Genomic DNA, 23,864 nt, shown 5'->3' on the forward strand with positions numbered 1-23,864 from the left:
CCAAGGGGCGATCCCCTCAGAGCGCAGCGACAGATCGTAGGGTGGGTTAGGTGCATGTTGCCGATAGCGATGACCCGGCAAGATCTGATGCACCGTAACCCACCATCGGCGCAACCCGGTATATCGCCTGGTGGGTTACGCGGCGCGCCACGATCGCGGCGCCTGATCGTTCGGAGCGTGGTGCCGCTAACCCACCCTACGGATCGCGGATTGCTCTCGACCGTAGGGCGGTCCCGGCGGCGTTCCGCTCAGCCGCGAAGCTTTAGGCGGCCCCAAGGGCCGTAGCCCCCCTGCACAAGGGCCAGAGAAAGCGAGCCAGGTCAGGCGCCCTTGAGCTTGCGCAGGTTACCGATAACCGATTCCAGCGCCCGGTCGAACAGCAGCGCATCATCGAGCAGGCGGATGGCATTGCGGCGAAACTCGACCGCCAGGCCCATACGGGTTTTTTCCAGGACCTTCATGCCGGTGCGGTTGACGAAGATGTACTTGCAGGCTGGCTTGATCACCGCGGCCAGCTTGCAACGCAGCTTGTGTTCCTGGTCTTCCTGAAACTCTACCCAGCTACCTACCCGCAGGTTATCGACTCGCAGCAGGGCTTCGTCATCATCTGCCAGGCAGATTTCAGGTTCGCTCGCGCTGCTTTGCCCCGGGGCCAGCAGCACGATCTCCTCGACTACCTCGATCATCGCCGACAACTCTGTCGGTGCTGGCAGCTCCAGCAAGGATGGCTCGTCACCGCTCGCAGCCACGGCGTCATGCGGTTGATCGTCGTTCGCGCGCACTGCCAGCGCTTCGACCGCTGGCATCACTTGTTTGAATCGCTGAATAGACTGCACATGCAGATCTTCCAGTTGACTGAAAAACTCACCCGTGGAGAACGGATCGAACGCCGCACTGGCCATGCCTTCACGCAGCGCCTTGAGCAGCCCCGGCACCAGCTCGAGCAAGCGTTGGCGCGCTTGCGGATCCTCGTGGGGTTGCGCACTCCAGACCAGATCATCCATGGTCGCCAACGCCATCTGCCACTCGGGCGAGTCGACGCCGTGCTTGAGACAGGTGAGCATCAATACCTTGCTCCACGCCTCCTGCAGCACGCGCACCACCACTTCGGGCAAACGCTTGCCCAGCAGCCGCTCATTCAGTGCCCGTTCGACCTGGCGCCGAGCCAGCTCGGCCTTGGCGCTGCCCTCTTCCGCGTCGCGAGTACGTTGCTCCAACAGCTCACTGCGCCGCCGCTCGTTACCGGTAAAGGCGAGAAAGTCCGCCAGCAGTTCGGAAAAAATCAGTGGATCATCGACAAAGTCGTTGAGTAGGCGCTGCACCATCTGCTCGATCTTCTGATACAGGCTGCCGCGCTGCGTCTCGTCCTGCTCACCCCAGCCCAGAGCGGCCGAGGCGATTTCATTGAGTAACCGCCGAGCAGGATGACTGCCACGACTGAAGAAGGTCTTGTCCAGCACCGCGACCTTGAGCATGGGGATCTGCAAGCGCGCGATCAGCGCTTTCAGCGAATCCGGCAGGGTGCGGTCATCGAGGATGAATTCGAACAGCATCGACACCAGGTTGATAACGTCCTCATCCACCTCGCCGACCACCCGGGCCTTGCCGCTCCTGGCACTGGCGCGACTGAGCAGTTGTTCGAGCTGCTCACGCAGATCGAAATCATCGCTAACCTGAAGGGGGGCATGCTGCTGCATATGGGAGAGCAGGCGCATCAAGTCGTGACTGGTAATCGGTGACGCGTCGGCCGGCAGTTCGCGCCGCGGCATGGCACTGCCGCGCACCTGGCCAAGCAGCTCCTGCAGCGCCACGAAAACTTCCTGCACGCCGTCGCCGGCCTGCTCGCCAGCACTGGCGCCCGCCGGCTCAGCCGGGCCGCGCGCAGCTGCCCCGGAACGACCCGGGTTACGCCGCGCCGGTGCCGATTTCAGCTCCGGCAACACACCCGCAGCGACCAGCGACTGATTGGCCTCGGCATAGAGCTGATCGAGATCGGCCAACACATACTTTTCAAACAATTTGAGGATGATCAATTTGACCTTGATCTCCACCCCCAAGCTGCTGCACGCCTCGAGAAAAGCCGCACAGAGCGCAGCGGGACCGAGCGGGTTGGACTTGTCGTCGAGCTTCTTGCTGACCAGGGCATTCAAGCGCGTGGTCAGATGGCTGACCCCCATGCTGTCCCTGCTCATGACCTTGGCCACCATGGCATCCAGCGCCACGGACTCCTCCAGCTCATCGTTCTGCACCAGCGCCAGGCTGTCGAAGGAGACGGCCTCCATAGGCGGCTTGCCGATCTCGTATTGGTTGAGGGTGGCGAAAGGCTCGAAGACCTTTTGCAGGAAGCCGCGCTCGATATTCTTGCGCTTCAAACGCAGATCGCGCATAGCCTCGAAGAAAGCGTTTTGCTCGGCGTTACTGGCCGCCCGATCCGCCATATCGAACAGCGTATCGTCGGCATTGTCGAACAGCGCTTGCAAGGCGTGCTTGAGCTGCAGCGCAGCCTTGTCGCGTAGATGAATGAGCGCCACGGGCAGTCTTCCTCCCGGTGAAGTGGGCGATTGCTCCGCGGCCACCTTGTTCAGGTGCACCACTTTCGCGTCAGTCTTCATTGCGACTCTCCTGCAGACTGCCCCTGCCTGGGCCAACCGATCTGCATAGCAACCAACCGAGCGTCATCCCTAGCGTCAAGGTTATGGCGTCAATATCCATAAAGTCATTATAGGTATACCGCATCCACCCCAAAACAGACTTTTCCTGCGGATATGACCCAGGTCACAGATATAAAGCACCAGCCTTACGACGACGAGCAGAACCCGACCAACGCAATCATTCAAGCCAGACAACCACCCCCGCCCCGGATTGCGCCAAGGCTTATTCGGGCGACGCGCCCGCAGGATAGCTGCGAGCGCAGCGGCACCCATAGCCACGCATCAGGCGCATTGCGGCGATTGCAGCAGATTGCCGATGGGTATCGCTGCGTTCAACCGCATCGAATGAAAGTCTCCGAGCACCCGCGATTAGCAATCTCGCTGCACCCGCCTTCGGCAATCCCTATAATCGCCCGACCCTGACAGTGGAGCCCACCATGCCGAACCTAACCCTCGCCGACCTGACTGCCGAAATCGAGGCCAATGTCCGTCGCGCGCTGACCGAGGATATTGGCAGCGGCGATATCACCGCCCAACTGATCCCCGCCGAGCGTCTGGCCCACGCCACCATCATCACCCGCGAAGCCGCGGTGGTCTGCGGCAGCGCCTGGGTCGATGCCGTGTTTCGCCGGCTCGACCCGCGCGTCGCCGTGCACTGGCAGGTCCGCGACGGTGAGCGCGTCAGCCCCAACCAGGCCTTGTTCCATCTCGAAGGTCCGGCCCGCGCCTTGCTCAGCGGCGAGCGCAGTGCCCTGAACTTCCTGCAGACTCTGTCCGCTGTCGCCACCCGCTGCCAGCAGTACGCCGACCTGGTGCAAGGCACCGCAGTCAAACTGCTCGACACCCGCAAGACCCTGCCCGGCCTGCGCCTGGCGCAGAAATACGCCGTCACCTGCGGCGGCTGCCACAACCACCGCATCGGCCTGTTCGACGCCTTCCTGATCAAGGAAAACCACATCGCAGCCTGCGGCGGCATCGTCGAAGCCGTGCAAGCCGCGCACAAAATCGCCCCCGGCAAATCGGTGGAAGTCGAAGTGGAAAGCCTGGAAGAACTGCAACAAGCCCTGGACGCCGGCGCCGACATCATCATGCTCGACGAACTGTCGCTGGACGACATGCGCCAAGCGGTCGCCATCACCCAGGGCCGCTCCAAGCTGGAAGCCTCGGGCGGCGTAAATGAATCCACCCTGCGCGCAATCGCCGAGACCGGCGTCGATTACATATCGATCGGCGCCCTGACCAAGGACGTGAAGGCGGTGGACCTGTCGATGCGCCTGAGTTTATAGATTCGTCGGGTGGATTAGCCGCGTAGCGGCGTAATCCGCCGCGGGCCGCGCCACGACGGTGCGACCATGCCTGGATCGCGGTAAACGGCGCAAGCGCCTGCGGCGATTCCACACTACGATCGGCGCGCCGTCATACCGTGATTGTAAATTCGCAACCCGTAGGATGGAGTAGCCGCCCAGCGGCGTAATCTGTCGAACCACGCAATGACAGCTCGTCACAACCTAGCTCATGACTCATGCCCAAGATCGCTTATGTGCTAGCTTGTACACATGCAAGCACAAGCTGGAGTCAACATGTCCACCACAATGACCATCCGCCTGGAAGAAGACACCAAAGCTCGCCTGGATGCTCTGGCCAGTTCGACGAACAGAAGCAGGTCTTTTCTTGCCGCCGAAGCCATTCGCGAGTACATCGAGCTGAACGAATGGCAGGTCAGGGAAATACAAACTGCACTGAATGAAGCCGATAACGGTGACTTCGCAAGCCCCGGCGAAGTAGAAGCCCTGCGCGACAAGTGGAGCGTGAATGCAGATTAAGTGGCTACGGACGGCCCTGCGCAATCTCGACGACGAAATCGCCTTCATTGCAGTTGAAGACCCCCAAACAGCACAGCGAACCGCGTCACGAATCCTTGCCGCCGTAGCCCTGCTTGAAACACAACCAGGGCTTGGGCGCCCCGGCCGAATTCCCGGCACCCGTGAGTTGCTGGTGCCGGACTCTCGCTACCTGATCCCCTATCGCGTCAACCTCCAGGCGGTAGAAATCCTGCGGGTATTCCATACCTCACGAAGCCTTCCGCAACGTTGGTAGGGGCGGTACGATTCCTACGATCTCGTGCCAGGTCGTCGCCCGCAGGGTGCGCCGCGCAACCGCGGTAAACGGCGCAAGCGTCTGCGGCGACTTTGATCGCTCCCACGTCGAGGCGTCGAACCGTCCGCGTGGGCATGCAGCCCGAGACGCTCCGCGTCTCAGCACGACGGACGCAGAGCGTCCACGGCAGGGTTACCACGCAGAGCATGGGAACCATCGGGAACCGAGTCTATGAGGTGCTCAACGGCAAGCGGGCGCTAACGCTGCCGATGATCTGGAAGCTGCACGATATGTTTGGCATCCCGGCGGAAAGCTTGATCCAGCCGTACCGGCATATAGCCAACCACTGACCGCGGGAATAAACCGTGGTCTGACCCCAGCTTTCCACCGACAAACCATGGCGCACTGTCTGCGGCGACTTAACACTACGATCCGTATGCATCGTTGCGCGAATCAATACGGTATCGTATTGTAATACCATGAATAACAAACAGCTCAGCACCCTCAAAGCCATCTTCGCCAAGCCGGTGCCGAGCACACTTGAATGGACGCGCATCGAGTCGTTATTTATCGCAGCGGGAGCCCGAACCATAGAAGGCAATGGTTCGCGAGTACGCTTCGAGCTTAATGGCGTGATCGTCACCTTCCATCGCCCCCATCCAGACAAGGAGGCCAAGCCCTACCAGGTTCGCGATGCGCGGACCTTCCTTGAGCAAGCAGGAGTTACCCCATGAGCGTGATGAACTACAAAGGCTATGCCGCCCGCATCGACTACAGCGAAGAGGACGGCGTATTCGTCGGTCATATCGCCGGAATCCGCGATGTTGTGGGCTTTCATGGCGAGTCCGTGCATGAGCTTCGCACGGCATTCGAAGAGGCCGTGAACGACTACCTCGAAACCTGCGCCACGCTTGGCCGCGCCCCGCAAAAGCCCTACTCCGGCAAGCTCAGTCTGCGCCTGGAGCCAGAACTGCACGCCACCGTTGCCATGAAGGCTGAATTGGCCCACAAGAGCATCAACCAGTGGGTAGCCGACGTAATCAGCCGCGAGGCGCACGCCTAACCATCACAATGATCTGCGGCAAACCAATAACCCGGCGCTTTTGCAGCCACTCGATGGGTATCGCTGCGCTCAACGCCATCCTACGGGGGCCGCCATCCTACAAAGAGTCGAACACGACGGATCGCAGGGTTATGCCGGCACTTTGCTTGGCGGTAATGGCTCGGGGGTAGGCTGGGGTTGGGGTTTGCGGGCGGCGTCGTCGAGGATTTTGAAGAAGACGCTTTCCAGCGATACCGCGGGTTTTACCGCCAGCAGGTGGCCGCCGGTCTGGTTGAGTTGGGCGATGAAGGCCGGCAGCGCGGCCTGGGTCAGTTCGCATTCGAACTCGCGGTCGCGCAATTGGCGGGCGCCGGGCTGGATGGCGTGTTCGGCATTGAAGCGCACCAGCAGGTAATCGGCGCGTTCGGCCGCCAGTTCGCGCGGCGAGCGCACGGTCAGCAGTTCGCCCTGGTTGATGAAGCCGAAGCGGTCGGCGATGCGTTCGACGTCGTGCAGCACATGGGAGGTGAAGAAGATCGCGCCGCCCTGGTTTTTGTATTCGTTGAGGATATCCACCACATCCTTGCGCCCGACCGGGTCGAGGCCGGACAGCGGCTCATCGAGCACCAGCAATTTGGGCTGCACCACCATGGCATGGGCCAGCGCCACGCGCTGTACCGTGCCCTTGGACAGTTCGCGGATGCGCCGATTGGCCGTCGCTTCGATGGAAAAGCGCTCCAGCCAGTGCAGGCACCAGGCTTTCTCGTCCGCCCGGCGGATGCCGTACATGGACAAGCCCATACGCAGGATTTCCAGCGGGGTGAACTGTTCGTACAGCGCCGGGGCTTCCGGCACATAGGCCACGCCCTGGCGCGCCTCGGCCTGGCGCGCACAGGTGCCGTACAGGCTGACCCGGCCCTGGTAATCATTGATGATGTCGAGCATGACCTTGATGGTGGTCGACTTGCCGGCGCCATTCGGCCCAACGAAGCCGAACACCTCGCCCTCGGCCAGGCTGAAGCTGACCTCGCGCAGCGCCTGCACCGGCTTGCCCTTGACGCGAAAGGTCTGGCTGACGCCATGAAACTCCAGTGCAGCACTCACGACTGATCCTCCATGCCGGCGATCTTCAATTTCTTCAAGATGATGCGCCCCTCGCGCAGTTCATAGCCGAGCCTGAGCGGGTCATCCGGCAAGGCTGGCAAAAAACCGGATTCGACCAGCTGCTGCAGATTTTCCAGCGCGCCGTTGTTGCGCTCGAAACGGCGCTGCGCCTCGCGCAGGGCGACCAGGCCTTGCAGCCGAACGACGCGCTTGTCGAGCATATCGCGTAGCTTGGGATCGCTGGCGGCGTCGCGCTGCTGCTGCAGGTAATTCAGGGCCAGCTTCTCATCGACGAAGGTTTCCGCCTGCAGCATAACCGCCAATTTACGCAGGCCCGCGGCATTCTCCGGCGAGCGCTGCGCGCCCAGCTCGAGGATGCGCTGCGCCTCGGCGATATCGCGCTGGAAGAACGCCAGGTTGATGCCATAGAAGAAAGCCGGAACGAAATCCCAGGTCCGGCACTGCACCGCCGCGCGCAGCACCTGATTGCCCTCGCTGACCGCGCCGCCCCAGGTGAGCAGGCCGTTGGCCAGGTAATAGTTGTCTTCATGGCAGGCATTCAACTGCGCGGCCACCTGCTGGGCACGAATCAGGTATTGGGTATCGCTCTGCCCCTCCTGCATGCCGGTGGCGGCCAGGCGCATGGTTTCCAGGTCGGCGGCGAGAAAACGATCGCCGCCATACAGCGCCAACAGAATGGGCGCGGCGATCACCACCCGATCCTGCACCTGCGGTTGCTCGACCGGCAACGGCTGCTGGGCGCGCCAGAAGGCGATGCCGGCAAAGGCGGCAAAACCCAGCAGGGCCAGCAAAAGGGGAACGTAGCGGCTGCGCATATCAGGCAAACCGCTTGCGTTGCAACGCCCAGACCGCCAGCGCCAGCAGGGCGATTATATAGGCCAGACTGGAGAGCAGCAGCCAGGGCCAGTCGGCCGGCAGGAATTCCATCTTGCCGTACAGCGCGACCATACGCACATCCAGCGCGCCGAGATCCGGCAGCAGATAGCCAAGCAGACCAACGCCTGTGCGGTAGCTCTCTGCATCGCCAACCACTGAAGCGTCACGACTAAGCAGTTCGATAATGGCGGCAAACGAGCGCGCCACCAGCATAAAGCCGAAGGTGCCGATCAGGACGAAACTGGGGGTCGAGGCGACCACCGCCAGCAGACAGGCCAACGCGCTCAGCAGCAGCAGGTCCACCCCGATAAAGCCGATGGTGACCAGGTAGTGGTGATCCAGGGCTACCGGCGTGCCCTGTGCGTAGCCCTGGCCGACCAGCCAGACCAGCAGCGCCAGCAGCAGCGCCAGCAACAGCAGCAGACCCAGGGTCAAAGCGGCAACCGCGAGAAAACGCCCCAGCAACAGGCTATGCCGCGGGCGTGGGTAGGTCAGGGTATTGAGGAAATAGCGCCGATCGAATTCGCGCGAGAGCAATTCCTGGGTCATCAGTACCAGCACCAGCGGCAGCAACAGGCGCATCACCGACAGGCCGACATCCAGTGCCACGGTGGCGGGCTGGCGACCGCTGAACTGGGCGGCCAACAGCGCGGCCAAGGCCAGCACCAGCAACGAACAACTCGCCAGCCATAGATAGCGGGCGCGCAAGGCCAAGCGAAGTCCGGTTAGAAAATCAGGGGAATACAGCATAAGCGGCCATCAGGAATTTATTGGGAAATTTAAAAAGTCATAACACGGGGATTGCCCATTATTAACTAGACGATAAAGAGGTGAAATCGGCTCTGACCCATTTACTCACTAACACCCAACACATCAGAACAAAAGCACTCAAAACCAATATAAGAAAACAACACTACCAACCCACAAAAACCTGAGCAATACACCTTTATTTCCCGCACTCTGCAAGCCGAGACAAGCCCGACTTGCAGAAGCGAGCACTATTACAAACCCGCAGCAGTAGCAACTTCAGTATTGACGTTGCCAGCTGCGGTGCAGGCCAACGCCTGAACGCCCTGAACCCGCCCACCACGGGAACTTGCAGCGTAGGTAACCCCGCCCTGCACGATCATGGATCCATCATTTGGACTTGTAGGGCTAGCCTTCACCGCACATCCTTGTGGGGGGACGTATGCGCCACCCGGAGCAGTCGCATCCCTTGGAACAGGGTCACAATCAACTGACACGCCTTGCTTGCGCCCATTCGGATGACAGGCCGCAACAGCGACAACGTTCAGAGCGGTATTACATGCATAGGAACCCTTCACACCAGACGAAAGATTCAAAACCACATCTTCACTCAACAGAGAGCAGCCCGCAGCAGCAACAGTTGTAATAACGCCATTGGCAGGAATCGCTGTCCCTGCGTTATCGGCAGCCATAACCCCTGCAGAAATACCAGCAGCCACCAGCAAAGCTAAAATATTCTTTGTCATCTCACGATCTCCAAAACGAATCATTTCAAGCTCAGCGTTGAGCCGAAGCCATAACTGTATAAATATTCTTAGCATCCACATTGGCTGTCGAATCGTTCGCCTTGGCGCGGTATTCGTTGAACTGCGGAATAGCGATGGCAGCCAAAATACCGATAATCGCAACCACGATCATCAGTTCGATCAGGGTAAAACCTTTTTGTTTCTTGAGAGACTTCATGGTCAAGCTCCTGTTGTGATTAAGGTCAGCGACCTGTGAGGGATAAAGCAGATGGCGTGCCAACTCGACAGAACTCGCCGCGCCGGGGATTTTTTGCTAACCCGGAGCAAGTTATCGGCCTCCAACGGGGCAACAACTGACGTTTTTTGTCAGCGACAACTACCACACTTGGGCTTGGCGCGCGATTAGGCTATAAGTCAGCAGCATCCGCCGCCCTTCGATTAGCAGGCTGTAATGAACGACACTCCGAATCTGACCGGCCTGGCTCGACAACTGGTCAACGCCGAACTACTGGACGAACGTGCCGCCGCCCAGGCTCAAGCCCAGGCGCTGCGCAACAAGATCCCGCTGGTGTCCTACCTGGTGCAGAACAAGCTGGCCAGCAGCCGGGCAGTGGCGGAAATCGCCTCCGAGCAATTCGGCGTGCCGCTGTGCGACCTCAAGGCCATCGACAAGGACAGCCAGCCGCACGACCTGGTCAGCGAAAAGCTGTGTCGCCAGCACCGCGTGTTGCCGCTGTACCGCCGTGGCAACAAGCTGTTCGTCGCCCTGTCCGACCCGACCAACCATCAGGCGGTGACCGACATCCAGTTCAGCACCGGCCTGAGCACCGAAGCGATGCTGGTGGAGGACGACAAGCTCGGCGAGGCCATCGACAAGTTCTTCGAGGCGGCCAACAGCGGCATGGAAGACCTGGCCGACGTCGACCTCGACGGCCTCGACGTGCAAGTGGTGGATGAGAACAAGGAAGAGGGTGTCGCTGGCGAAAGCGCCGACGACGCGCCGGTGGTGCGCTTCGTCAACAAGATGCTGCTGGACGCGATCAAGGGCGGCTCCTCGGACCTGCACTTCGAACCTTATGAGAAAGCCTACCGGGTGCGCTTTCGTACCGACGGCATTCTGCAGGAAATCGCCCGGCCGCCGATCCAGCTGGCACCACGCATCTCGGCGCGGCTGAAGGTGATGGCGGCACTGGATATTTCCGAGCGGCGCAAGCCGCAGGATGGACGGATCAAGATGCGCATCTCGAAGACCAAGTCGATCGACTTTCGCGTCAGCACCTGCCCAACGCTGTGGGGCGAGAAGATCGTGATGCGGATTCTCGACCCTTCAAGCGCACAGATGGGCATCGATGCACTGGGCTACGAGCCCGGGCAGAAAGACCTGTACATGGCCGCGCTCAAGCAACCGCAGGGCATGATCCTGGTGACCGGGCCGACCGGCTCGGGCAAGACGGTGTCGTTGTACACCGGCCTGAACATCCTCAATACCGTGGACGTGAACATCTCCACCGCCGAAGACCCGGTGGAGATCAACCTGGAAGGCATCAACCAGGTCAACGTCAACCCCAAGCAGGGCATGGACTTCACCGCCGCGCTGCGCGCCTTCCTGCGCCAGGACCCAGACATCATCATGGTCGGCGAAATTCGCGACCTGGATACCGCCTCCATCGCGATCAAGGCGGCGCAGACCGGGCACATGGTGATGTCGACCCTGCACACCAACAGCGCCGCGGAAACCCTGACCCGCCTGCGCAACATGGGCGTGCCCTCGTTCAACATCGCCACCTCGGTCAGCCTGATCATTGCCCAGCGCCTGGCGCGCAAGCTGTGCGTCCACTGCAAGAAGGAAGTGCAGATCCCGCGCGAGGCGCTGCTTGAGGAAGGTTTCCCGCAAGACCAGCTCGGCAGCTTCAAGATTTACGCCCCGGTCGGCTGCGAAAATTGCAACGGCGGTTACAAAGGCCGTATCGGAATTTATGAAGTGGTTAAAAACACGCCTGCACTGCAACGGATTATCATGGAGGAAGGTAATTCCATTGATATCTCCGTGCAAATGCGCAAAGACGGCTTCAATGACCTGCGTACTTCAGCCTTGCTGAAGGCCATGCAGGGCATCACCAGCCTCGAAGAAGTGAACCGCGTGACAAAGGACTAACCGATGGCGGCCAAAGCACTAACAACCAGCGTTTTCATCTGGGAAGGCACCGATAAGAAAGGCGGCAAGATGAAGGGCGAGTTGACGGGGCAGTCACCTGCCCTGATCAAGGCCCAGTTGCGCAAGCAGGGCATCAACCCGCTCAAGGTGCGCAAGAAGCCGATGTCGCTGTTCAGCGCCGGCAAGAAGATCAAGCCCATGGATATCGCCCTGTTCACCCGGCAGATGGCCACCATGATGAAGGCCGGGGTGCCGCTGCTGCAGTCCTTCGAGATCATCGGCGAGGGCTTCGACAACCCGAACATGCGCAAACTGATCGACGAGGTTAAGCAGGAGGTGGCCGCGGGCAACAGCTTCGCCGCCTCGCTGCGCAAGAAGCCGCTGTACTTCGATGACCTGTATTGCAACCTAGTCGACTCGGGCGAACAGTCCGGCGCGCTGGAAACCCTGCTGGACCGGGTCGCCACCTACAAGGAAAAGACCGAGGCACTCAAGGCCAAGATCAAGAAGGCCATGACCTACCCGATCGCGGTGATCGTGGTGGCGGTGATCGTCACGGCGATTTTGTTGATCAAGGTGGTGCCGCAATTCGAGAGTGTGTTCGCCGGTTTCGGCGCCGAACTGCCGGCCTTCACCCAGGTGGTGGTGAACATGTCGCGCGGCCTGCAGGAATGGTGGTTCATGTTTATTTTCGGCATATTCGCCATTGCCTTCACGTTTAAATGGGTGTTCAAGCGCTCGGAGAAATTCCGCGACTTCCTCGACCGCACCCTGCTCAAGGCGCCCATCGTTGGCGACATCATGTACAAGGCGGTGGTGGCACGTTACGCCCGCACGCTGGCGACGACCTTCGCCGCCGGGGTGCCGCTGGTCGAGGCCCTCGACTCGGTGGCCGGGGCAACCGGCAACGTGGTGTTCCGCAATGCCGTGCACAAGATCCGCAATGACGTGTCATCCGGTACCCAATTGAACTTCTCGATGCGCAGCACCGGCATCTTCCCGAGCATGGCCATCCAGATGACCGCCATCGGCGAGGAATCTGGCTCGCTGGACGAGATGCTGGACAAGGTCGCGGGCTATTACGAGGACGAGGTGGACAACGCCGTCGACAACCTGACCACCCTGATGGAGCCGATGATCATGTCGGTTATCGGCGTGCTGGTCGGCGGTTTGATCATTGCCATGTACCTGCCGATCTTCCAGCTGGGTTCGGTGGTTGGCTAACTCATGACGCTAGAGTTCCTGGCCGGCAATTTGCCGGCCTTTACCTTGATCTGCCTGCTGCTCGGGCTGCTGATCGGCAGCTTTCTCAATGTGCTGGTGTATCGCCTGCCGGTGATGATGCAGCACGACTGGCAGGCCCAGGCGCGGGAAATCCTGGAATTGCCTGCGTTACCCAGCGGACCGATCTTCAACCTGATTTTGCCCAATTCGCGCTGCCCGCACTGCGGCCACGAGATTCGCCCCTGGGAGAATATCCCGGTAATCAGCTACCTGTTCCTGCGCGGTAAGTGCTCCAACTGCAAGGCGCCGATCAGCCTGCGCTACCCGCTGGTGGAACTGGCGTGCGGCTTGCTGTCGGCGTATGTGGCCTGGCATTTCGGCTTCACCTGGCAGGCCGCCGGCATGCTGCTGCTGAGCTGGGGCCTGTTGGCGATGAGCCTGATCGACGCCGACCATCAACTGCTGCCGGACTCGTTGGTGCTGCCGTTGCTGTGGCTGGGGCTGATCGCCAACTACTTCGGCCTGCTCACCAGCCTGGAAGCCGCCCTGTGGGGCGCGATTGGCGGTTACCTGAGCCTGTGGTCGGTGTACTGGCTGTTCAAACTGGTGACCGGCAAGGAAGGCATGGGCTATGGCGACTTCAAGCTGCTGGCCATGCTCGGCGCCTGGGGCGGCTGGCAAGTGCTGCCGCTGACCATCCTGCTGTCGTCGCTGGTCGGTGCCGTGCTCGGCCTGATCATGCTGCGCCTGCGCAACGCCGCAACCAGCACCCCCATCCCGTTCGGCCCCTACCTGGCCATCGCCGGCTGGATCGCCCTGATGTGGGGCGAGCAGATCACCGGAACCTACCTCCAATTTGCCGGGTTTGGGCCGTAGGATGGCGTTGAGCGAAGCGATACCCATGCTGTAGCGTTGAGCGCAGCGATACCCATGCTGTAGCGTTGAGCGCAGCGATACCCATGCTGTAGCGTTGAGCGCAGCGATACCCATCACAGCAATCTGCGGCAAACCAATAAAACCCGGCGGCTGGGCAACCGGTGATGGGTATCGCTGCGCTCACGCCTACGCGGCCCGCCACATCCTACAAAAGCCTACGCGGCCGCCGCATCCTACAAAAGCCCTGTGGCGGCCGGTTGGCTGTAAACGATCACTCCACCTATTGCTGCTCGCCGTATTCGCTGTCTGGGCCATCATCTGCTCCGGCCCAATCTTCGGGTAACAAACCCGCCCGCACATAGCGGTGGAAGGACGACCACGGCCAATCGGCTACTCGTTGTACGTGGCCGTGCTTGCGTGGGTTGTGGTGGATGTAGTCGACATGCCGGACGAAGTCCTGGTCATCACGGATGCGGTGCTCCCAATAACGCCGCTGCCAGATGTTGCGCTCGCCCCTGCCCCGTCGGCTGGCGCCAATCTGTTCGCCGCCAGGCAAGGCGCGGGAGAAGCCGGTTTTAATCAGCCGCCAGCGCACGGCAAAGTCGGCATCGCCGAGCGGCAGGGTGCAGAGGGCATGCAGGTGATCAGGGAGGATGACGATGGCCTCGATACGCCAGGGATGCCGGCGCATCACCCCAGCGAAACTGGCGCGCAGCAGGTCGACCTGCGTGGTGAGCAAACCGCGTTGGCGGTCAGCCAGGTTGAGGGTGAAAAACCAGGTGGCGCCCGGCGTGTTATCGCGACGGTAAGCGGTCATGGGCTGCAGTCCTTTGCAAGGCAGGGCTGGGCCAGTGTAGTTGATGCAAGTGGATTGATTAAATGATGGCGACCGCTGCGGCTGCGCAACCGCTTGATGGGTATCGCTACGCTCAACGCCATCCTACGGGTTGGCAGCTGCACCGTTTTTGTAGGCTGCGGTGGGCCGCATAGGCTGAGCGCAGCGATACCCATTACAACGATCTGCGGTAAATCAATAAAACCCGGCGGCTGCGCAACCGCTTGATGGGTATCGCTACGCTCAACGCCATCCTACGGGTTGGCAGCTGCACCGTTTTTGTAGGCTGTGGTGAGCCGCATAGGCTGAGCGCAGCGATACCCATTACGACGATCTGCGGTAAATCAATAAAACCCGGCGGCTGCGCAACCGTTTGATGGGTATCGCTACGCTCAACGCCATCCTACGGGTTGGCAGCTGCACCGTTTTTGTAGGCTGTGGTGGGCCGCATAGGCTGAGCGCAGCGATACCCATTACAACGATCTGCGGTAAATCAATAAAACCCGGCGGCTGCGCAACCGCTTGATGGGTATCGCTACGCTCAACACCATCCTACGGGTTGGCAGCTGCACCATTTTTGTAGGCTGTGGTGAGCCGCATCCTACAAAAGCCCTGCGGGCGCCGCGGATCCGCCACCTGATTCGCCAGGGCGCCGGCTCCTGCTCTACAATTGTTGCCCTGTTTATGGCCAACGAGAGCCGCACCCGAAGATGAAACCCTGGATTCTTGGCCTCACGGGCGGTATTGGCAGCGGTAAAAGCGCAGTCGCCCAGCACTTTATCGATCAAGGCGTGCATCTGGTCGATGCTGATCATGCGGCGCGCTGGGTGGTCGAGCCGGGCACGCCGGCGCTGGCCAAGATCGTCGAGCACTTCGGTGAAGGGGTGTTGCGGCCTGACGGTCAGCTCGACCGCGTGGCGCTACGCGGTCTGATTTTCCAGAACCCCGAGCAACGGCGCTGGCTGGAAACCCTACTGCACCCGCTGATCGGTCAGGAAATCAGCCAATACCTGGCGCGCGCCGAGTCGCCTTACGCGATTCTGGTGTCGCCGCTACTGGTCGAATCCGGCCAACAGCGCTTGACCCAGCGCGTGCTGGTGGTCGACGCACCCGAGCACTTGCAAGTGCAGCGCGCCATGCAGCGCGACCAAAGCTCGGCCGAACAGGTGCAGGCGATTCTCAAGGCCCAGGCCAGCCGCGAACAACGTCTGCAGCATGCCGATGATGTGCTGCTCAATGATCGCGACCTGGCCTGGTTGAAAAGCGAAGTCGAACGCCTGCACACCTTTTACCTGACCCTGCGCGGAGGCCAACCATGAGCCAACCCACCATCGTGAAATGCCCCACCTGCAACGCCCCGGTCGAATGGGGCCCACAAAGTCCGCAACGACCTTTCTGCTCGGAACGCTGCAAGCTGATCGACCTAGGCGCTTGGGCCTCGGAAGAACACGCCATCCCCGGTGGCGGCTTGGAAGACGACCTATTCTCCAGCGATCTGGATCTGCCGCCGCGCCAGCACTGACGACTGGAGCCATGCCAATAAGCCCACGCCGTGAGCACGACCGTGGGTGCGCACGGCACAGCTTACGGAGGCGGAACGACGGGGATCAGAGCGTAGGGTAGAACCGCCCCTGGCGTTTCCACCGCTTACCGCGCACCTCTAGATTGACGGCGGATTACGCCGCTGCGCGGCTAATCCACCCTACGGACTGCCGCCTCGCACTCAACGCGGCTTGTCGTCGTCCTTCCAGGGGGCAGACAGGTAGCGCGTGCGATTGAAGGTTTCCAGCCAGTCGGGGTAGAACACCACCAGCGCGGTAACCAGCATTCCATTGATGAACGCCTCGGGAAAGATCACCAGCCACAGGTAGCCGACGAAATCCCCGAGCCAGGGCGGCATCGGGAACAGGCCGCCGACCCACAACACCCCCAGCCCGGCCAGAATGCACAGCAAGGCGGCCAGGGCCGCAGGGAAGAAGCCGCTAAAAAATATGTAGACGAACAGATTGCGCGACTGCGCGCGCTCGACCCGCAGCGCACAGAGCTCGGTGACCAGCACCGGAATCAACACCAGCAGTACACCGTTCATGCCCAGCGCGGCCAAGTCCTGGCGGCCCAACAGGAGCATGCCGAGCTGGGCGATAAACCCGGCGAGGATCGCCAGCGGCCAATCGAGCAACAGCGTCACCGCCGTCATGCCGATGACATGGTAAGACAACCCCGAGTCGAAATCGCGGCGCACCAGCCACAGCACAAATAGCGCGAACACCGCCCCGAAGACCAGATGCTGGCGCCGCAGGTCGCTGAACAACTCCAGCCACGGCGCCCGCCATATGGCCCAGAAGACCAGCGGCAGATAAAGTGCCCAGCCGATGATCTGGCTGACAGGTGAGAGCAGTTCGGCAGCGATCATAGGTAGCGCCTACGCCTGAATGATGGACGCAGCCAGTCTACACCGGTGCTTAGACGACGAATAACGCTTCGCGGCCGAAGCGCAATGCCGCCCGGAAAATCCGGAACAACCCGCAACCCTTAGCCTGGCAGGTCATGTTTGACCATGCCGCAGGATGAGTTTTTGTAGGATGGCGTTGAGCGCAGCGATACCCATCACGACGATCTGCGGCAAATCAATAAAATCCGGCGGCAGGGCAACCAGTTGATGGGTATCGCTGCGCTCAACCACATCCTACGGGGCCGCAGCGTTTTTGTAGGATGTAGCGGGCCGCGCAGGCTTGAACCGGACGGAACGGCCCAGGGGCTACCAAGCCCCCATGACTGCAGGCTAAGCTGTAGGCATGGATGATTCCGACTACCTGCGCTTGCTCACGCACCAGGCCGAGCAGGCTAATGAATTCCTTTCCAACGCCCGCAAGTGGGAGCGTGAGCGTTGGGTGTGCCAGCGCCTGCTGCAAGCCTTGAACGTCAGCCATCGACTCGAGGAGTTCAGTGCGGCCGAGCAGGAACCGCCGGACGTACTGTTTCGCGAGGCCAGTTTCGAGGTGTTTTTCGTGCTCGACGAAGGCCGGCGCCTCACCGAGGAGTGGCGCGCCGAGCTGGAACGCCGGCGCAGTGCCTTCTCACTCAGCCAACTGGTAAAGCGCGAGGCCAAACCCAGACGTATCGGGGCCGCCGAGCTGCAGGCACGCCTGGCGACGACCCTGCGCAAGAAAGCGCACAACTACAGCGAACGCGGCCTCGACCTTGGCGAACTGGACATGCTGGCGTTCGTCAGCCTGAAACGCGCCGTCCCTGACTTCAACAGCCACTTCCCGCCGCCCACCGAGTTCCTGCGTCAGGGCTGGCGCTCGCTGTCGCTGGTCGGCCCGACCTTTGCGCGGGTATTGTTTGCTCATCCCGATGCGCCAGATTTTCTGCGCAGCAACCTCGGCCGCAGCGTATTGTTCGATGTCGGCATCAGCCTGTGATGACCTGAGACGCTGAAACGCCCTGCAATCCGGCCCACCTGATGACAGCACGCGAGAGACACTGAGCCGCCATGAGTCCATTACAAGAACTGCTCGCGGCCGTACCGCAACGTGGCCAGGTGCGCTGGATTGGCGTACGTCCCGCCTCGCGCGGCGCCATGCTCGCACTGGATGCGGTGGAGGCGCGCCATGAAGCCGGCCTCACCGGCGACCACAGCCGTCCCGGGCCACGCAATGCGCGACAGGTCACCCTGATCCAGTGGGAACACCTGGCAGTGATCGGCGCCCTGCTCGGCCGTCCCGCCACACAACCGATCCAGCCGCAGGATCTGCGCCGCAATATCGCCATCAGTGGTATCAACCTGTTCAGCCTCAAGGGCCGGCGCTTTCGCATCGGCCAGGCCGTGCTGGAAACTACCGGCTGGTGCCAGCCCTGTGCGCGGCTCGAAGAACGCTTGGGGCCAGGTACCTTCCAGGCGGTGCGCGGTCATGGCGGCATCACCGCCCGCGTACTGGAAGGCGGCATTATTCGTCTGAATGACGACCTGTGCGTTGAGCCCTTGTGAACGCCACGGCTAGAATAGCCACCATCCACAGGCCGACCGAGAACCGCAGTGTTTCCCCACGGTCTGATCCTTCGAGGTTCTTATGTCCAGCCGCCTGAGTCCCGACGATCAAAAACGCGTCGACCAGTACCTGAGTGCCCCCCAGCATCAAGTCGAACGTCAACCCTTCAAGGTGTGGCGCTTGCTGCTGATCATTGTCGGCGTGGTGATCGCCCTGGGCCTGCTGAGCCGCCTTCTGAGTCGCCTGGTGCTATGAGCTGCTTCGCGCTCGCCCAGCCAGACTTGCCGAATTTTTTTCCAAGCCTTGTGAGAGTGATCCATGTCCCATCGAATCCTGATCGTCGGCGGCGGTGCCGGCGGCCTGGAGCTTGCTACCCGCCTGGGTAGAACTCTGGGTAAACGCAGTAAAGCCAAAATCACCCTGGTCGACGCCAACCTGACGCACATCTGGAAACCGCTGCTGCATGAGGTGGCCGCCGGCTCGCTAAACTCGTCGGAAGACGAGTTGAACTACGTGGCCCAGGCCAAGTGGAATCACTTCGAGTTCCAGCTCGGGCGCATGACCGGGCTCGACCGGGCCGAGCAGCGCATCACCCTCAGCGCGACGCTCGACGAGCGCGGCGAGGTGCTGGTGCCCGAGCGGCAACTGGGCTACGACAGCCTGGTGATCGCGGTCGGCAGCACCACCAACGATTTCGGCACCGCCGGCGCCGCCGAACACTGCCTGTTTCTCGACACCCGCGAACAGGCCGAGCGCTTCCATAGCCAATTGCTCAGCCACTATTTGCGCGCCCACGCCAGCCAGAGCGATACCACCGAGCAGATCAGCGTGGCCATCGTCGGTGCCGGCGCCACGGGCGTGGAACTGGCCGCCGAACTGCACCATGCGGCGCATCAATTGGCGGCCTATGGCCTGGACAGCATCCACCCGGAAAACATGCGCATCACCCTGATCGAAGCCGGCCCACGGGTGCTGCCGGCACTGCCGGAGCGGATCGGTAAACCGGTGCACAAGACCCTGGAAAACCTCGGCGTGACGGTCATGACCAACGCCTCGGTCAGCCAGGTGACCCGCGACTCCCTGCACACCGCCCAGGGCGACATCATCACTGCCAGCCTCAAGGTCTGGGCCGCGGGTATTCGCGCGCCCGGCTTCCTCAAGGACCTCGACGGCCTGGAAAGCAACCGGATCAACCAGCTGCAAGTGCGCCCTACCCTGCAAACCACCCGCGACGACAATATCTTCGCCTTCGGCGACTGCGCCGCCTGCCCGCAACCCGGCAGCGAAGGCCGCAATGTGCCACCACGCGCCCAGGCCGCTCACCAGCAGGCCTCGCTGCTGGCCAAGTCGCTGAAACTACGCATCGACGACCAGGGCCAAGCCCTGCCGGAATACCGCTACCGTGATTACGGCTCGCTGATTTCACTGTCGACCTTTTCGGCGATCGGCAACCTGATGGGCAACCTCACCGGCAGCGTGATGCTGGAAGGCTGGCTGGCGCGAGTGTTCTATGTCTCGCTCTACCGCATGCACCAAATGGCGCTGTACGGCCCGCTGCGCACCCTGCTACTGATGCTCAGCGACCGCATCGGCCGCAGCACCGAGCCTCGCCTGAAACTGCATTGAGCGATATACGGGACGCCGGGGCAGATGCATTCGCTGGCCCGGCGCTCTCGTAGGGTGTCACTCGCCGCAGGCAGTGCACCATTGGTTTAATCGGCGCAGCACAAAAGCTGGCGGGTTGTCGCTGCGCTCCGAGGCCGCCCTACATACGGACCGCCGAATCTGAGGCAATCCACAACCCGCAGGGTGTTACTCGCCGCAGGCAGTGCACCATTGGTTTATCGGCGCGGCACAAAAGCTGGCGGGCTGTCGCTGCGCTCCGAACGGATCGCCACCTCAAGCCTGCTATCGTCGCGAGACCGACTACAAATCACGCGCATAAAAAAAGCGCCCCGAAGGGCGCTTCTTTTATGGTTGTCGATGAACATCTCATCGCAACCTTAAGATTCAACGCTGCAAACAGCTGCAGGTGAAAATGGTGGGTCGTGTGGGATTCGAACCTACGACCAATTGGTTAAAAGCCAACTGCTCTACCAACTGAGCTAACGACCCAAAAATGGTCGGGGTAGGGGGATTCGAACTCCCGACATCCTGCTCCCAAAGCAGGCGCGCTACCGGACTGCGCTATACCCCGATTGAAAGATTGGCTCCGCGACCAGGACTCGAACCTGGGACCCAATGATTAACAGTCATTTGCTCTACCGACTGAGCTATCGCGGAACTTCGTGCTTTCAGGTCTCTTCTACTAGGCTTTGGCGTGAACCTATTCCCGTGTCTGAGGCGCGCCATTTTACGTTTCCGCAGCCGCCTGTCAACCCCTTAAATTGCTTTTATGACAATGCTTTGCACGTTTGTGAGGGCCTGCTATATCTTCACTGAGTGTGCTCCGCGCAGGATGCGTTAGCCACAAGGCCGCAATCAGGAAAATCCATGAGCAATCAGGACATACCATCAGGCACGCAAAAACCAGCGCCAACCCTGGCCAGCCGCGGTATTCAGCCTCGCTTTGGCGAGCTGGTGCAAAGCTGTCGCAAGTTGGTGATGAACCGACTGGCGGAGCAACTGACGGGCGTTTTTGCTCAAGTCGATGACACCATGTTCGAGTGCGCGGAAAAAGCCGAGAATAATCAGGTGCAAAACCTGTTCTTCGACAACATGCGCGAGATTCGTAAACAGCGGCCACTGATCGAGCGAAGCTACCACCAGAAAATCTCGCAGAATTTCTCCGACTTCCTTGATGGCAAACTCAAACCTCTGCCCAGCACCACTGAACTGGATGCCGAGCAGCTCGCCCTGGTACAGAACGAGGAGTACGAGGAAAGCCTGCTGATCACCACCATGGTCAGCCAGGTCACATCACGCTGCGCGCAGCAACTGTTTGCTCTGGAGCAACGCCTGGCCCTGCTCAACAATGGACAACAACTGGGCGAGGAGAACAATCCCTTCGGCCCGCAGATGATTGCCCTGGCATTTCGTCAGGCCTTGGCGCCCAGCCCGTTTCCGCTGCAAATCAAAGCCATCCTCTACAGCTTGTTCGACAAGCACGTGATGCTCAGTCTGGACACTATATATAGCGCACTGAATCAGCGACTGGTGGACGCGGGTGTACTGCCCAACCTCAAATACAGCGCCCAGCGCGCCGCCAACCCAGAGCGACCAAGCAGAACCGAGAACACGCCCGACACCAGGATAGACCTGCCAGCGGGTAGCAATCCCCAAACCACCGCCAGCCCCTCGACAAGCGCGAGCCACCGCTCAGGCCCGGCACAGCCGCTCGATCTCGATGGCCCGCCCCCCAGCAATCCGCTAGTGCTGCTACAGGGCCTGTCCGCCCTGCTTGGCGAACACCGCCAACGCGATATTGACGCCCCCCTGCTCGGCGGCACGCGCAGTATCGCCAGCTATGCCCCGCGCGATGCCACCAGCACGTACAGCGCAAGCGACCTGCTCGACGCCCTCAACCACATGCAACGTCAGTCAGCCGATGAACTGGCGCAGCGCCTACAGCATCCACAGCAGGTCGACAGTTTGAAAGCCGACTTGCAGCGACAACTGGAAGTCTTCAGTCAGCGCCCTGGTCAACAGAAACTGGCGGAACAGGAAACCGACGTGATCGACCTGGTCGGCATGCTGTTCGACTTCATTCTCGACGACACCTGCCTGAAGGACAGCTACAAGACTCTCCTCTCCCACCTGCACACGCCTTATCTGAAAGTGGCGCTGCAAGACAAGGCGCTGTTCACCCAGCACCAGCATCCGGCGCGTCGCCTGCTCAACAGCATGGCCCAGGCAGGCACGCTCTATGGCGGCGAAACCAATGAGCGCGCCCTGCTGGCCAAGATGCAAGGGGTGGTGGAGCGGGTGATTGGCGCAGACAGCGGCGATCAATCGCTGTTCGAGACGCTACTCGAACAGTTTGACGAATACACCGCCACCCTCAAGCACAAGGTCGAACTGCGCGAACACCGCGCCGTGGAGGCCGCCAAGGGCCGCGACAAACTGCTGGGCGCCCGCCAGCAGGCCGTCAACGTGATTGCCCGCAGCCTGAACCAACGCCAGACGCCAGGGATCATTCGCAGCTTCCTCAAACTGACCTGGGCCGATGTTCTGGTGTTCGTCCTGTTACGCCATGGCGAGAGTAGCAGGGAGTGGCAACGCGCCTGTGAAGTGGCTGAACAACTGGCCTGGAGCGGCACACCACTCGATGAAAGCGGCCGCCAGCAACTGCAAGCGCTACGCGTGGCGCTACTGGATGATTTGCGCAAAGGCCTGCAACTGCTTGGTGGTTACCACGAGGATGGCATTCGCCGCTTGCTTCAGGACCTGGTTGCCTGCCAGTACGCCGCACAAGCCAAACAACCGCAACTCGCCGATACCTTCACCCAGCAACTGGCGGCGAGCACACTCGGCGCCATGCTCGGCGAGGACGCCATGCTCGCCTCTCTGGCGCCGCGCGAGTCTGGCCTGTCTGCACGCGCGCAAACATTCGCCCAGGAGCTGATGCAAATCGAGTTCGGTACCTGGTTCGAATTCCTCACGGACAATCAACCCCACCTGCTCAAGCTCTCTTGGTTCAGTCCGACCACGCGCAATTACATGTTTGTCGACCACAGCGGCCAACGGGCGGCGATCAAACCCTTAACCCAACTGGCCACTGAAATGGAACAGGGCCAGGCCCGCATCGTTCCACCCGAAAGCGATGCGCCGCTGGTGGATCGCGCCCTCAACGCCATTTATCGTGTGCTGCAGCGCTTTAGCGGCCGCACGAGCAAACCCCGCTAACCCGCCAAGGAACCCCCATGGAAGATCGCCGTCAGCACAGCCGTCACAGCACCGAACTGCAGCTGGAAGTCTTCGAGCTGCATACCGGACAGCGCCTCGGCCGGGTGGCAGACCTCTCCGCCGACGGTTTCATGCTGTTCAGCGACAAGCCGCACCGCGCGGACAGCCTGGTCGAATGCCGCCTGGTCAGTGAACAGGTGATCGACGGGGTCGGCGAGATCCAGTTGAGCGCCGACTGTTTATGGAGCCGCCCCGGCGCCGACGGCCAACACTGCTGGGCCGGTTTTCATATCATCGACCTGGAACCAGGCCAAGCCGCAGCACTGGACGTGCTGCTCAAGCATCTTTAAACGCTAGCCGATCATGCCGATGATCCAGTGATCCGTAGAATGGTGCGGGCCGCGTAGGCTGAGCGTAGCGATACCCATCACCGCGACCGGTAGGAAATACGGGCAATTGCGGCGCCTGCCCAACCTCCCCCGAATTGCGCCGGGGGCTTGTGCCGGCTACGTCGCTGAGTGAGCGTTGCTCCGCGTGGCCGCCGATGGGTATCGCTGCGCTCAACCGCATCCTACAAAAAGCCGTACCTACAGACTCGCGGCCACGCATGAGAGCGGCCGCAACCGCATGAAAACGCCCTGCACGGCGCTGGC

General features: G+C 61.1%; 25 protein-coding genes, 3 tRNA genes and 1 pseudogene. 17 read left to right on the forward strand and 12 right to left on the reverse strand.

All coding sequences use genetic code 11. The annotated features are described in order from the left end of the window. Positions 1–320: 320 nt before the first annotated feature. Complete coding sequence (locus VCJ09_RS19735; protein WP_324731755.1) at positions 321–2,612, reverse strand: DUF1631 domain-containing protein; 2,292 nt, start codon at positions 2,610–2,612, stop codon at positions 321–323. Positions 2,613–3,088: 476 nt separating this feature from the next. Here VCJ09_RS19735 and nadC point away from each other — a divergent pair, with 476 nt between their 5' ends. From nadC to VCJ09_RS19760, 6 genes and pseudogenes are all read left to right on the forward strand, one after another. Beyond that, a complete protein-coding gene (gene nadC, locus VCJ09_RS19740) occupies positions 3,089–3,937 on the forward strand; it encodes a carboxylating nicotinate-nucleotide diphosphorylase (protein WP_324731756.1) in 849 nt (282 codons plus the stop codon). Positions 3,938–4,231: 294 nt separating this feature from the next. After that, complete coding sequence (locus VCJ09_RS19745) at positions 4,232–4,474, forward strand: CopG family ribbon-helix-helix protein (protein WP_324731757.1); 243 nt, start codon at positions 4,232–4,234, stop codon at positions 4,472–4,474. Continuing rightward, complete coding sequence (locus VCJ09_RS19750) at positions 4,464–4,748, forward strand: type II toxin-antitoxin system RelE/ParE family toxin (protein WP_324731758.1); 285 nt, start codon at positions 4,464–4,466, stop codon at positions 4,746–4,748. Before VCJ09_RS19745 ends, VCJ09_RS19750 begins: the two co-directional genes overlap by 11 nt. 221 nt (positions 4,749–4,969) lie before the next feature. Then, positions 4,970–5,098: pseudogene (locus VCJ09_RS24905) on the forward strand (transcriptional regulator); the annotation flags it as partial. 129 nt (positions 5,099–5,227) lie between these two features. Then, positions 5,228–5,482: a type II toxin-antitoxin system HicA family toxin gene (locus VCJ09_RS19755; RefSeq protein WP_324731759.1), complete on the forward strand. Its 255-nt coding sequence runs from the start codon at positions 5,228–5,230 to the stop codon at positions 5,480–5,482. Beyond that, positions 5,479–5,811 (forward strand): type II toxin-antitoxin system HicB family antitoxin, encoded by a 333-nt coding sequence (locus VCJ09_RS19760; RefSeq protein WP_324731760.1) that lies wholly within the window; start codon positions 5,479–5,481, stop codon positions 5,809–5,811. The genes VCJ09_RS19755 and VCJ09_RS19760 overlap by 4 nt, the downstream gene beginning before the upstream one ends. A gap of 129 nt (positions 5,812–5,940) precedes the next feature. On the opposite strand, the gene VCJ09_RS19765 is transcribed toward VCJ09_RS19760, so the two are convergent. The 5 genes from VCJ09_RS19765 to VCJ09_RS19785 all read right to left on the reverse strand — a co-directional run bounded on the left by VCJ09_RS19765 (position 5,941) and on the right by VCJ09_RS19785 (position 9,501). Next, positions 5,941–6,894, reverse strand: coding sequence for an ABC transporter ATP-binding protein (locus tag VCJ09_RS19765; protein ID WP_324731761.1), 954 nt, complete (start codon positions 6,892–6,894; stop codon positions 5,941–5,943). Further along, complete coding sequence (locus tag VCJ09_RS19770; RefSeq protein ID WP_324731762.1) at positions 6,891–7,730, reverse strand: tetratricopeptide repeat protein; 840 nt, start codon at positions 7,728–7,730, stop codon at positions 6,891–6,893. Before VCJ09_RS19770 ends, VCJ09_RS19765 begins: the two co-directional genes overlap by 4 nt. 1 nt (position 7,731) lies before the next feature. After that, complete coding sequence (locus VCJ09_RS19775; protein WP_324731763.1) at positions 7,732–8,541, reverse strand: ABC transporter permease; 810 nt, start codon at positions 8,539–8,541, stop codon at positions 7,732–7,734. 251 nt (positions 8,542–8,792) lie between these two features. After that, complete coding sequence (locus VCJ09_RS19780; protein ID WP_324731764.1) at positions 8,793–9,284, reverse strand: hypothetical protein; 492 nt, start codon at positions 9,282–9,284, stop codon at positions 8,793–8,795. Between the two features lie 31 nt (positions 9,285–9,315). After that, positions 9,316–9,501: a type IV pilin protein gene (locus VCJ09_RS19785; RefSeq protein ID WP_324731765.1), complete on the reverse strand. Its 186-nt coding sequence runs from the start codon at positions 9,499–9,501 to the stop codon at positions 9,316–9,318. A gap of 234 nt (positions 9,502–9,735) precedes the next feature. Here VCJ09_RS19785 and pilB point away from each other — a divergent pair, with 234 nt between their 5' ends. The 3 genes from pilB to VCJ09_RS19800 are packed head-to-tail and all read left to right on the forward strand — an operon-like array spanning position 9,736 to position 13,539. Continuing rightward, positions 9,736–11,439, forward strand: coding sequence for a type IV-A pilus assembly ATPase PilB (gene pilB, locus VCJ09_RS19790; RefSeq protein WP_324731766.1), 1,704 nt, complete (start codon positions 9,736–9,738; stop codon positions 11,437–11,439). Positions 11,440–11,442: 3 nt separating this feature from the next. Further along, positions 11,443–12,663 carry a type II secretion system F family protein gene (locus tag VCJ09_RS19795; RefSeq protein ID WP_324731767.1) on the forward strand — a complete coding sequence of 407 codons (1,221 nt, stop codon included), beginning with the start codon at positions 11,443–11,445 and terminating at the stop codon, positions 12,661–12,663. 3 nt (positions 12,664–12,666) lie between these two features. Continuing rightward, a complete protein-coding gene (locus VCJ09_RS19800) occupies positions 12,667–13,539 on the forward strand; it encodes a prepilin peptidase (protein ID WP_324731768.1) in 873 nt (290 codons plus the stop codon). A 280-nt stretch (positions 13,540–13,819) separates the two neighbouring features. Here the strand turns inward: VCJ09_RS19800 and VCJ09_RS19805 are convergent, their stop codons facing one another. Further along, a complete protein-coding gene (locus tag VCJ09_RS19805; protein WP_324731769.1) occupies positions 13,820–14,356 on the reverse strand; it encodes an REP-associated tyrosine transposase in 537 nt (178 codons plus the stop codon). A 728-nt stretch (positions 14,357–15,084) separates the two neighbouring features. Between VCJ09_RS19805 and coaE the strand changes: the two genes are divergently transcribed. Together coaE and yacG are read left to right on the forward strand one after the other, a co-directional pair. Further along, on the forward strand, positions 15,085–15,693 hold the full coding sequence (coaE, locus tag VCJ09_RS19810) for a dephospho-CoA kinase (RefSeq protein ID WP_324731770.1): 609 nt from the start codon (positions 15,085–15,087) through the stop codon (positions 15,691–15,693). Beyond that, positions 15,690–15,896 (forward strand): DNA gyrase inhibitor YacG, encoded by a 207-nt coding sequence (gene yacG, locus VCJ09_RS19815; RefSeq protein WP_324731771.1) that lies wholly within the window; start codon positions 15,690–15,692, stop codon positions 15,894–15,896. The genes coaE and yacG overlap by 4 nt, the downstream gene beginning before the upstream one ends. Before the next feature lie 201 nt (positions 15,897–16,097). On the opposite strand, the gene VCJ09_RS19820 is transcribed toward yacG, so the two are convergent. After that, positions 16,098–16,787: an energy-coupling factor ABC transporter permease gene (locus VCJ09_RS19820; RefSeq protein WP_324731772.1), complete on the reverse strand. Its 690-nt coding sequence runs from the start codon at positions 16,785–16,787 to the stop codon at positions 16,098–16,100. Positions 16,788–16,919: 132 nt separating this feature from the next. Then, entirely contained in the window at positions 16,920–17,057 is a 138-nt protein-coding gene (locus VCJ09_RS19825; protein ID WP_324731773.1) for a hypothetical protein, read from the reverse strand. A gap of 112 nt (positions 17,058–17,169) precedes the next feature. On the opposite strand from VCJ09_RS19825, the gene VCJ09_RS19830 reads away from it, so the two are divergent. The 4 genes from VCJ09_RS19830 to VCJ09_RS19845 all read left to right on the forward strand — a co-directional run bounded on the left by VCJ09_RS19830 (position 17,170) and on the right by VCJ09_RS19845 (position 19,992). Beyond that, the gene (locus tag VCJ09_RS19830) at positions 17,170–17,799 is read left to right on the forward strand and encodes a DUF1780 domain-containing protein (protein ID WP_324731774.1); all 630 of its coding nucleotides are present in this window, start codon (positions 17,170–17,172) and stop codon (positions 17,797–17,799) included. A 71-nt stretch (positions 17,800–17,870) separates the two neighbouring features. Then, a complete protein-coding gene (locus VCJ09_RS19835) occupies positions 17,871–18,365 on the forward strand; it encodes an MOSC domain-containing protein (RefSeq protein WP_324731775.1) in 495 nt (164 codons plus the stop codon). 82 nt (positions 18,366–18,447) lie between these two features. Then, positions 18,448–18,621 carry a DUF3094 family protein gene (locus tag VCJ09_RS19840; protein WP_324731776.1) on the forward strand — a complete coding sequence of 58 codons (174 nt, stop codon included), beginning with the start codon at positions 18,448–18,450 and terminating at the stop codon, positions 18,619–18,621. A 63-nt stretch (positions 18,622–18,684) separates the two neighbouring features. Beyond that, positions 18,685–19,992, forward strand: coding sequence for an NAD(P)/FAD-dependent oxidoreductase (locus VCJ09_RS19845; RefSeq protein ID WP_324731777.1), 1,308 nt, complete (start codon positions 18,685–18,687; stop codon positions 19,990–19,992). Between the two features lie 413 nt (positions 19,993–20,405). Here the strand turns inward: VCJ09_RS19845 and VCJ09_RS19850 are convergent. From VCJ09_RS19850 to VCJ09_RS19860, 3 genes are all read right to left on the reverse strand, one after another. Further along, positions 20,406–20,481 (reverse strand) — tRNA-Lys (locus VCJ09_RS19850). A 5-nt stretch (positions 20,482–20,486) separates the two neighbouring features. After that, positions 20,487–20,563 (reverse strand) — tRNA-Pro (locus VCJ09_RS19855). Between the two features lie 10 nt (positions 20,564–20,573). Next, positions 20,574–20,649 (reverse strand) — tRNA-Asn (locus tag VCJ09_RS19860). Positions 20,650–20,859: 210 nt separating this feature from the next. Here VCJ09_RS19860 and VCJ09_RS19865 point away from each other — a divergent pair. Continuing rightward, complete coding sequence (locus VCJ09_RS19865) at positions 20,860–23,211, forward strand: DUF1631 domain-containing protein (RefSeq protein WP_324731778.1); 2,352 nt, start codon at positions 20,860–20,862, stop codon at positions 23,209–23,211. Positions 23,212–23,228: 17 nt separating this feature from the next. Next, on the forward strand, positions 23,229–23,561 hold the full coding sequence (locus VCJ09_RS19870) for a PilZ domain-containing protein (protein ID WP_324731779.1): 333 nt from the start codon (positions 23,229–23,231) through the stop codon (positions 23,559–23,561). Positions 23,562–23,864 lie beyond the last annotated feature (303 nt).

This window comes from Pseudomonas paeninsulae, assembly GCF_035621475.1.
Taxonomy (GTDB): domain Bacteria; phylum Pseudomonadota; class Gammaproteobacteria; order Pseudomonadales; family Pseudomonadaceae; genus Aquipseudomonas; species Aquipseudomonas paeninsulae.

Coding starts and splice junctions, on each gene's coding strand:
- VCJ09_RS19845 (WP_324731777.1), top strand. CDS start 18,685: ATGTCCCATCGAATCCTGATCGTCGGCGGCGGTGCCGGCGGCCTGGAG.
- VCJ09_RS19755 (WP_324731759.1), top strand. CDS start 5,228: ATGAATAACAAACAGCTCAGCACCCTCAAAGCCATCTTCGCCAAGCCG.
- VCJ09_RS19830 (WP_324731774.1), top strand. CDS start 17,170: ATGGATGATTCCGACTACCTGCGCTTGCTCACGCACCAGGCCGAGCAG.
- VCJ09_RS19835 (WP_324731775.1), top strand. CDS start 17,871: ATGAGTCCATTACAAGAACTGCTCGCGGCCGTACCGCAACGTGGCCAG.
- VCJ09_RS19780 (WP_324731764.1), bottom strand. CDS start 9,284: ATGACAAAGAATATTTTAGCTTTGCTGGTGGCTGCTGGTATTTCTGCA.
- VCJ09_RS19795 (WP_324731767.1), top strand. CDS start 11,443: ATGGCGGCCAAAGCACTAACAACCAGCGTTTTCATCTGGGAAGGCACC.
- nadC (WP_324731756.1), top strand. CDS start 3,089: ATGCCGAACCTAACCCTCGCCGACCTGACTGCCGAAATCGAGGCCAAT.
- VCJ09_RS19745 (WP_324731757.1), top strand. CDS start 4,232: ATGTCCACCACAATGACCATCCGCCTGGAAGAAGACACCAAAGCTCGC.
- VCJ09_RS19820 (WP_324731772.1), bottom strand. CDS start 16,787: ATGATCGCTGCCGAACTGCTCTCACCTGTCAGCCAGATCATCGGCTGG.
- coaE (WP_324731770.1), top strand. CDS start 15,085: ATGAAACCCTGGATTCTTGGCCTCACGGGCGGTATTGGCAGCGGTAAA.
- VCJ09_RS19865 (WP_324731778.1), top strand. CDS start 20,860: ATGAGCAATCAGGACATACCATCAGGCACGCAAAAACCAGCGCCAACC.
- pilB (WP_324731766.1), top strand. CDS start 9,736: ATGAACGACACTCCGAATCTGACCGGCCTGGCTCGACAACTGGTCAAC.
- VCJ09_RS19735 (WP_324731755.1), bottom strand. CDS start 2,612: ATGAAGACTGACGCGAAAGTGGTGCACCTGAACAAGGTGGCCGCGGAG.
- VCJ09_RS19785 (WP_324731765.1), bottom strand. CDS start 9,501: ATGAAGTCTCTCAAGAAACAAAAAGGTTTTACCCTGATCGAACTGATG.
- VCJ09_RS19775 (WP_324731763.1), bottom strand. CDS start 8,541: ATGCTGTATTCCCCTGATTTTCTAACCGGACTTCGCTTGGCCTTGCGC.
- VCJ09_RS19760 (WP_324731760.1), top strand. CDS start 5,479: ATGAGCGTGATGAACTACAAAGGCTATGCCGCCCGCATCGACTACAGC.
- VCJ09_RS19750 (WP_324731758.1), top strand. CDS start 4,464: ATGCAGATTAAGTGGCTACGGACGGCCCTGCGCAATCTCGACGACGAA.
- VCJ09_RS19840 (WP_324731776.1), top strand. CDS start 18,448: ATGTCCAGCCGCCTGAGTCCCGACGATCAAAAACGCGTCGACCAGTAC.
- VCJ09_RS19870 (WP_324731779.1), top strand. CDS start 23,229: ATGGAAGATCGCCGTCAGCACAGCCGTCACAGCACCGAACTGCAGCTG.
- yacG (WP_324731771.1), top strand. CDS start 15,690: ATGAGCCAACCCACCATCGTGAAATGCCCCACCTGCAACGCCCCGGTC.
- VCJ09_RS19805 (WP_324731769.1), bottom strand. CDS start 14,356: ATGACCGCTTACCGTCGCGATAACACGCCGGGCGCCACCTGGTTTTTC.
- VCJ09_RS19770 (WP_324731762.1), bottom strand. CDS start 7,730: ATGCGCAGCCGCTACGTTCCCCTTTTGCTGGCCCTGCTGGGTTTTGCC.
- VCJ09_RS19800 (WP_324731768.1), top strand. CDS start 12,667: ATGACGCTAGAGTTCCTGGCCGGCAATTTGCCGGCCTTTACCTTGATC.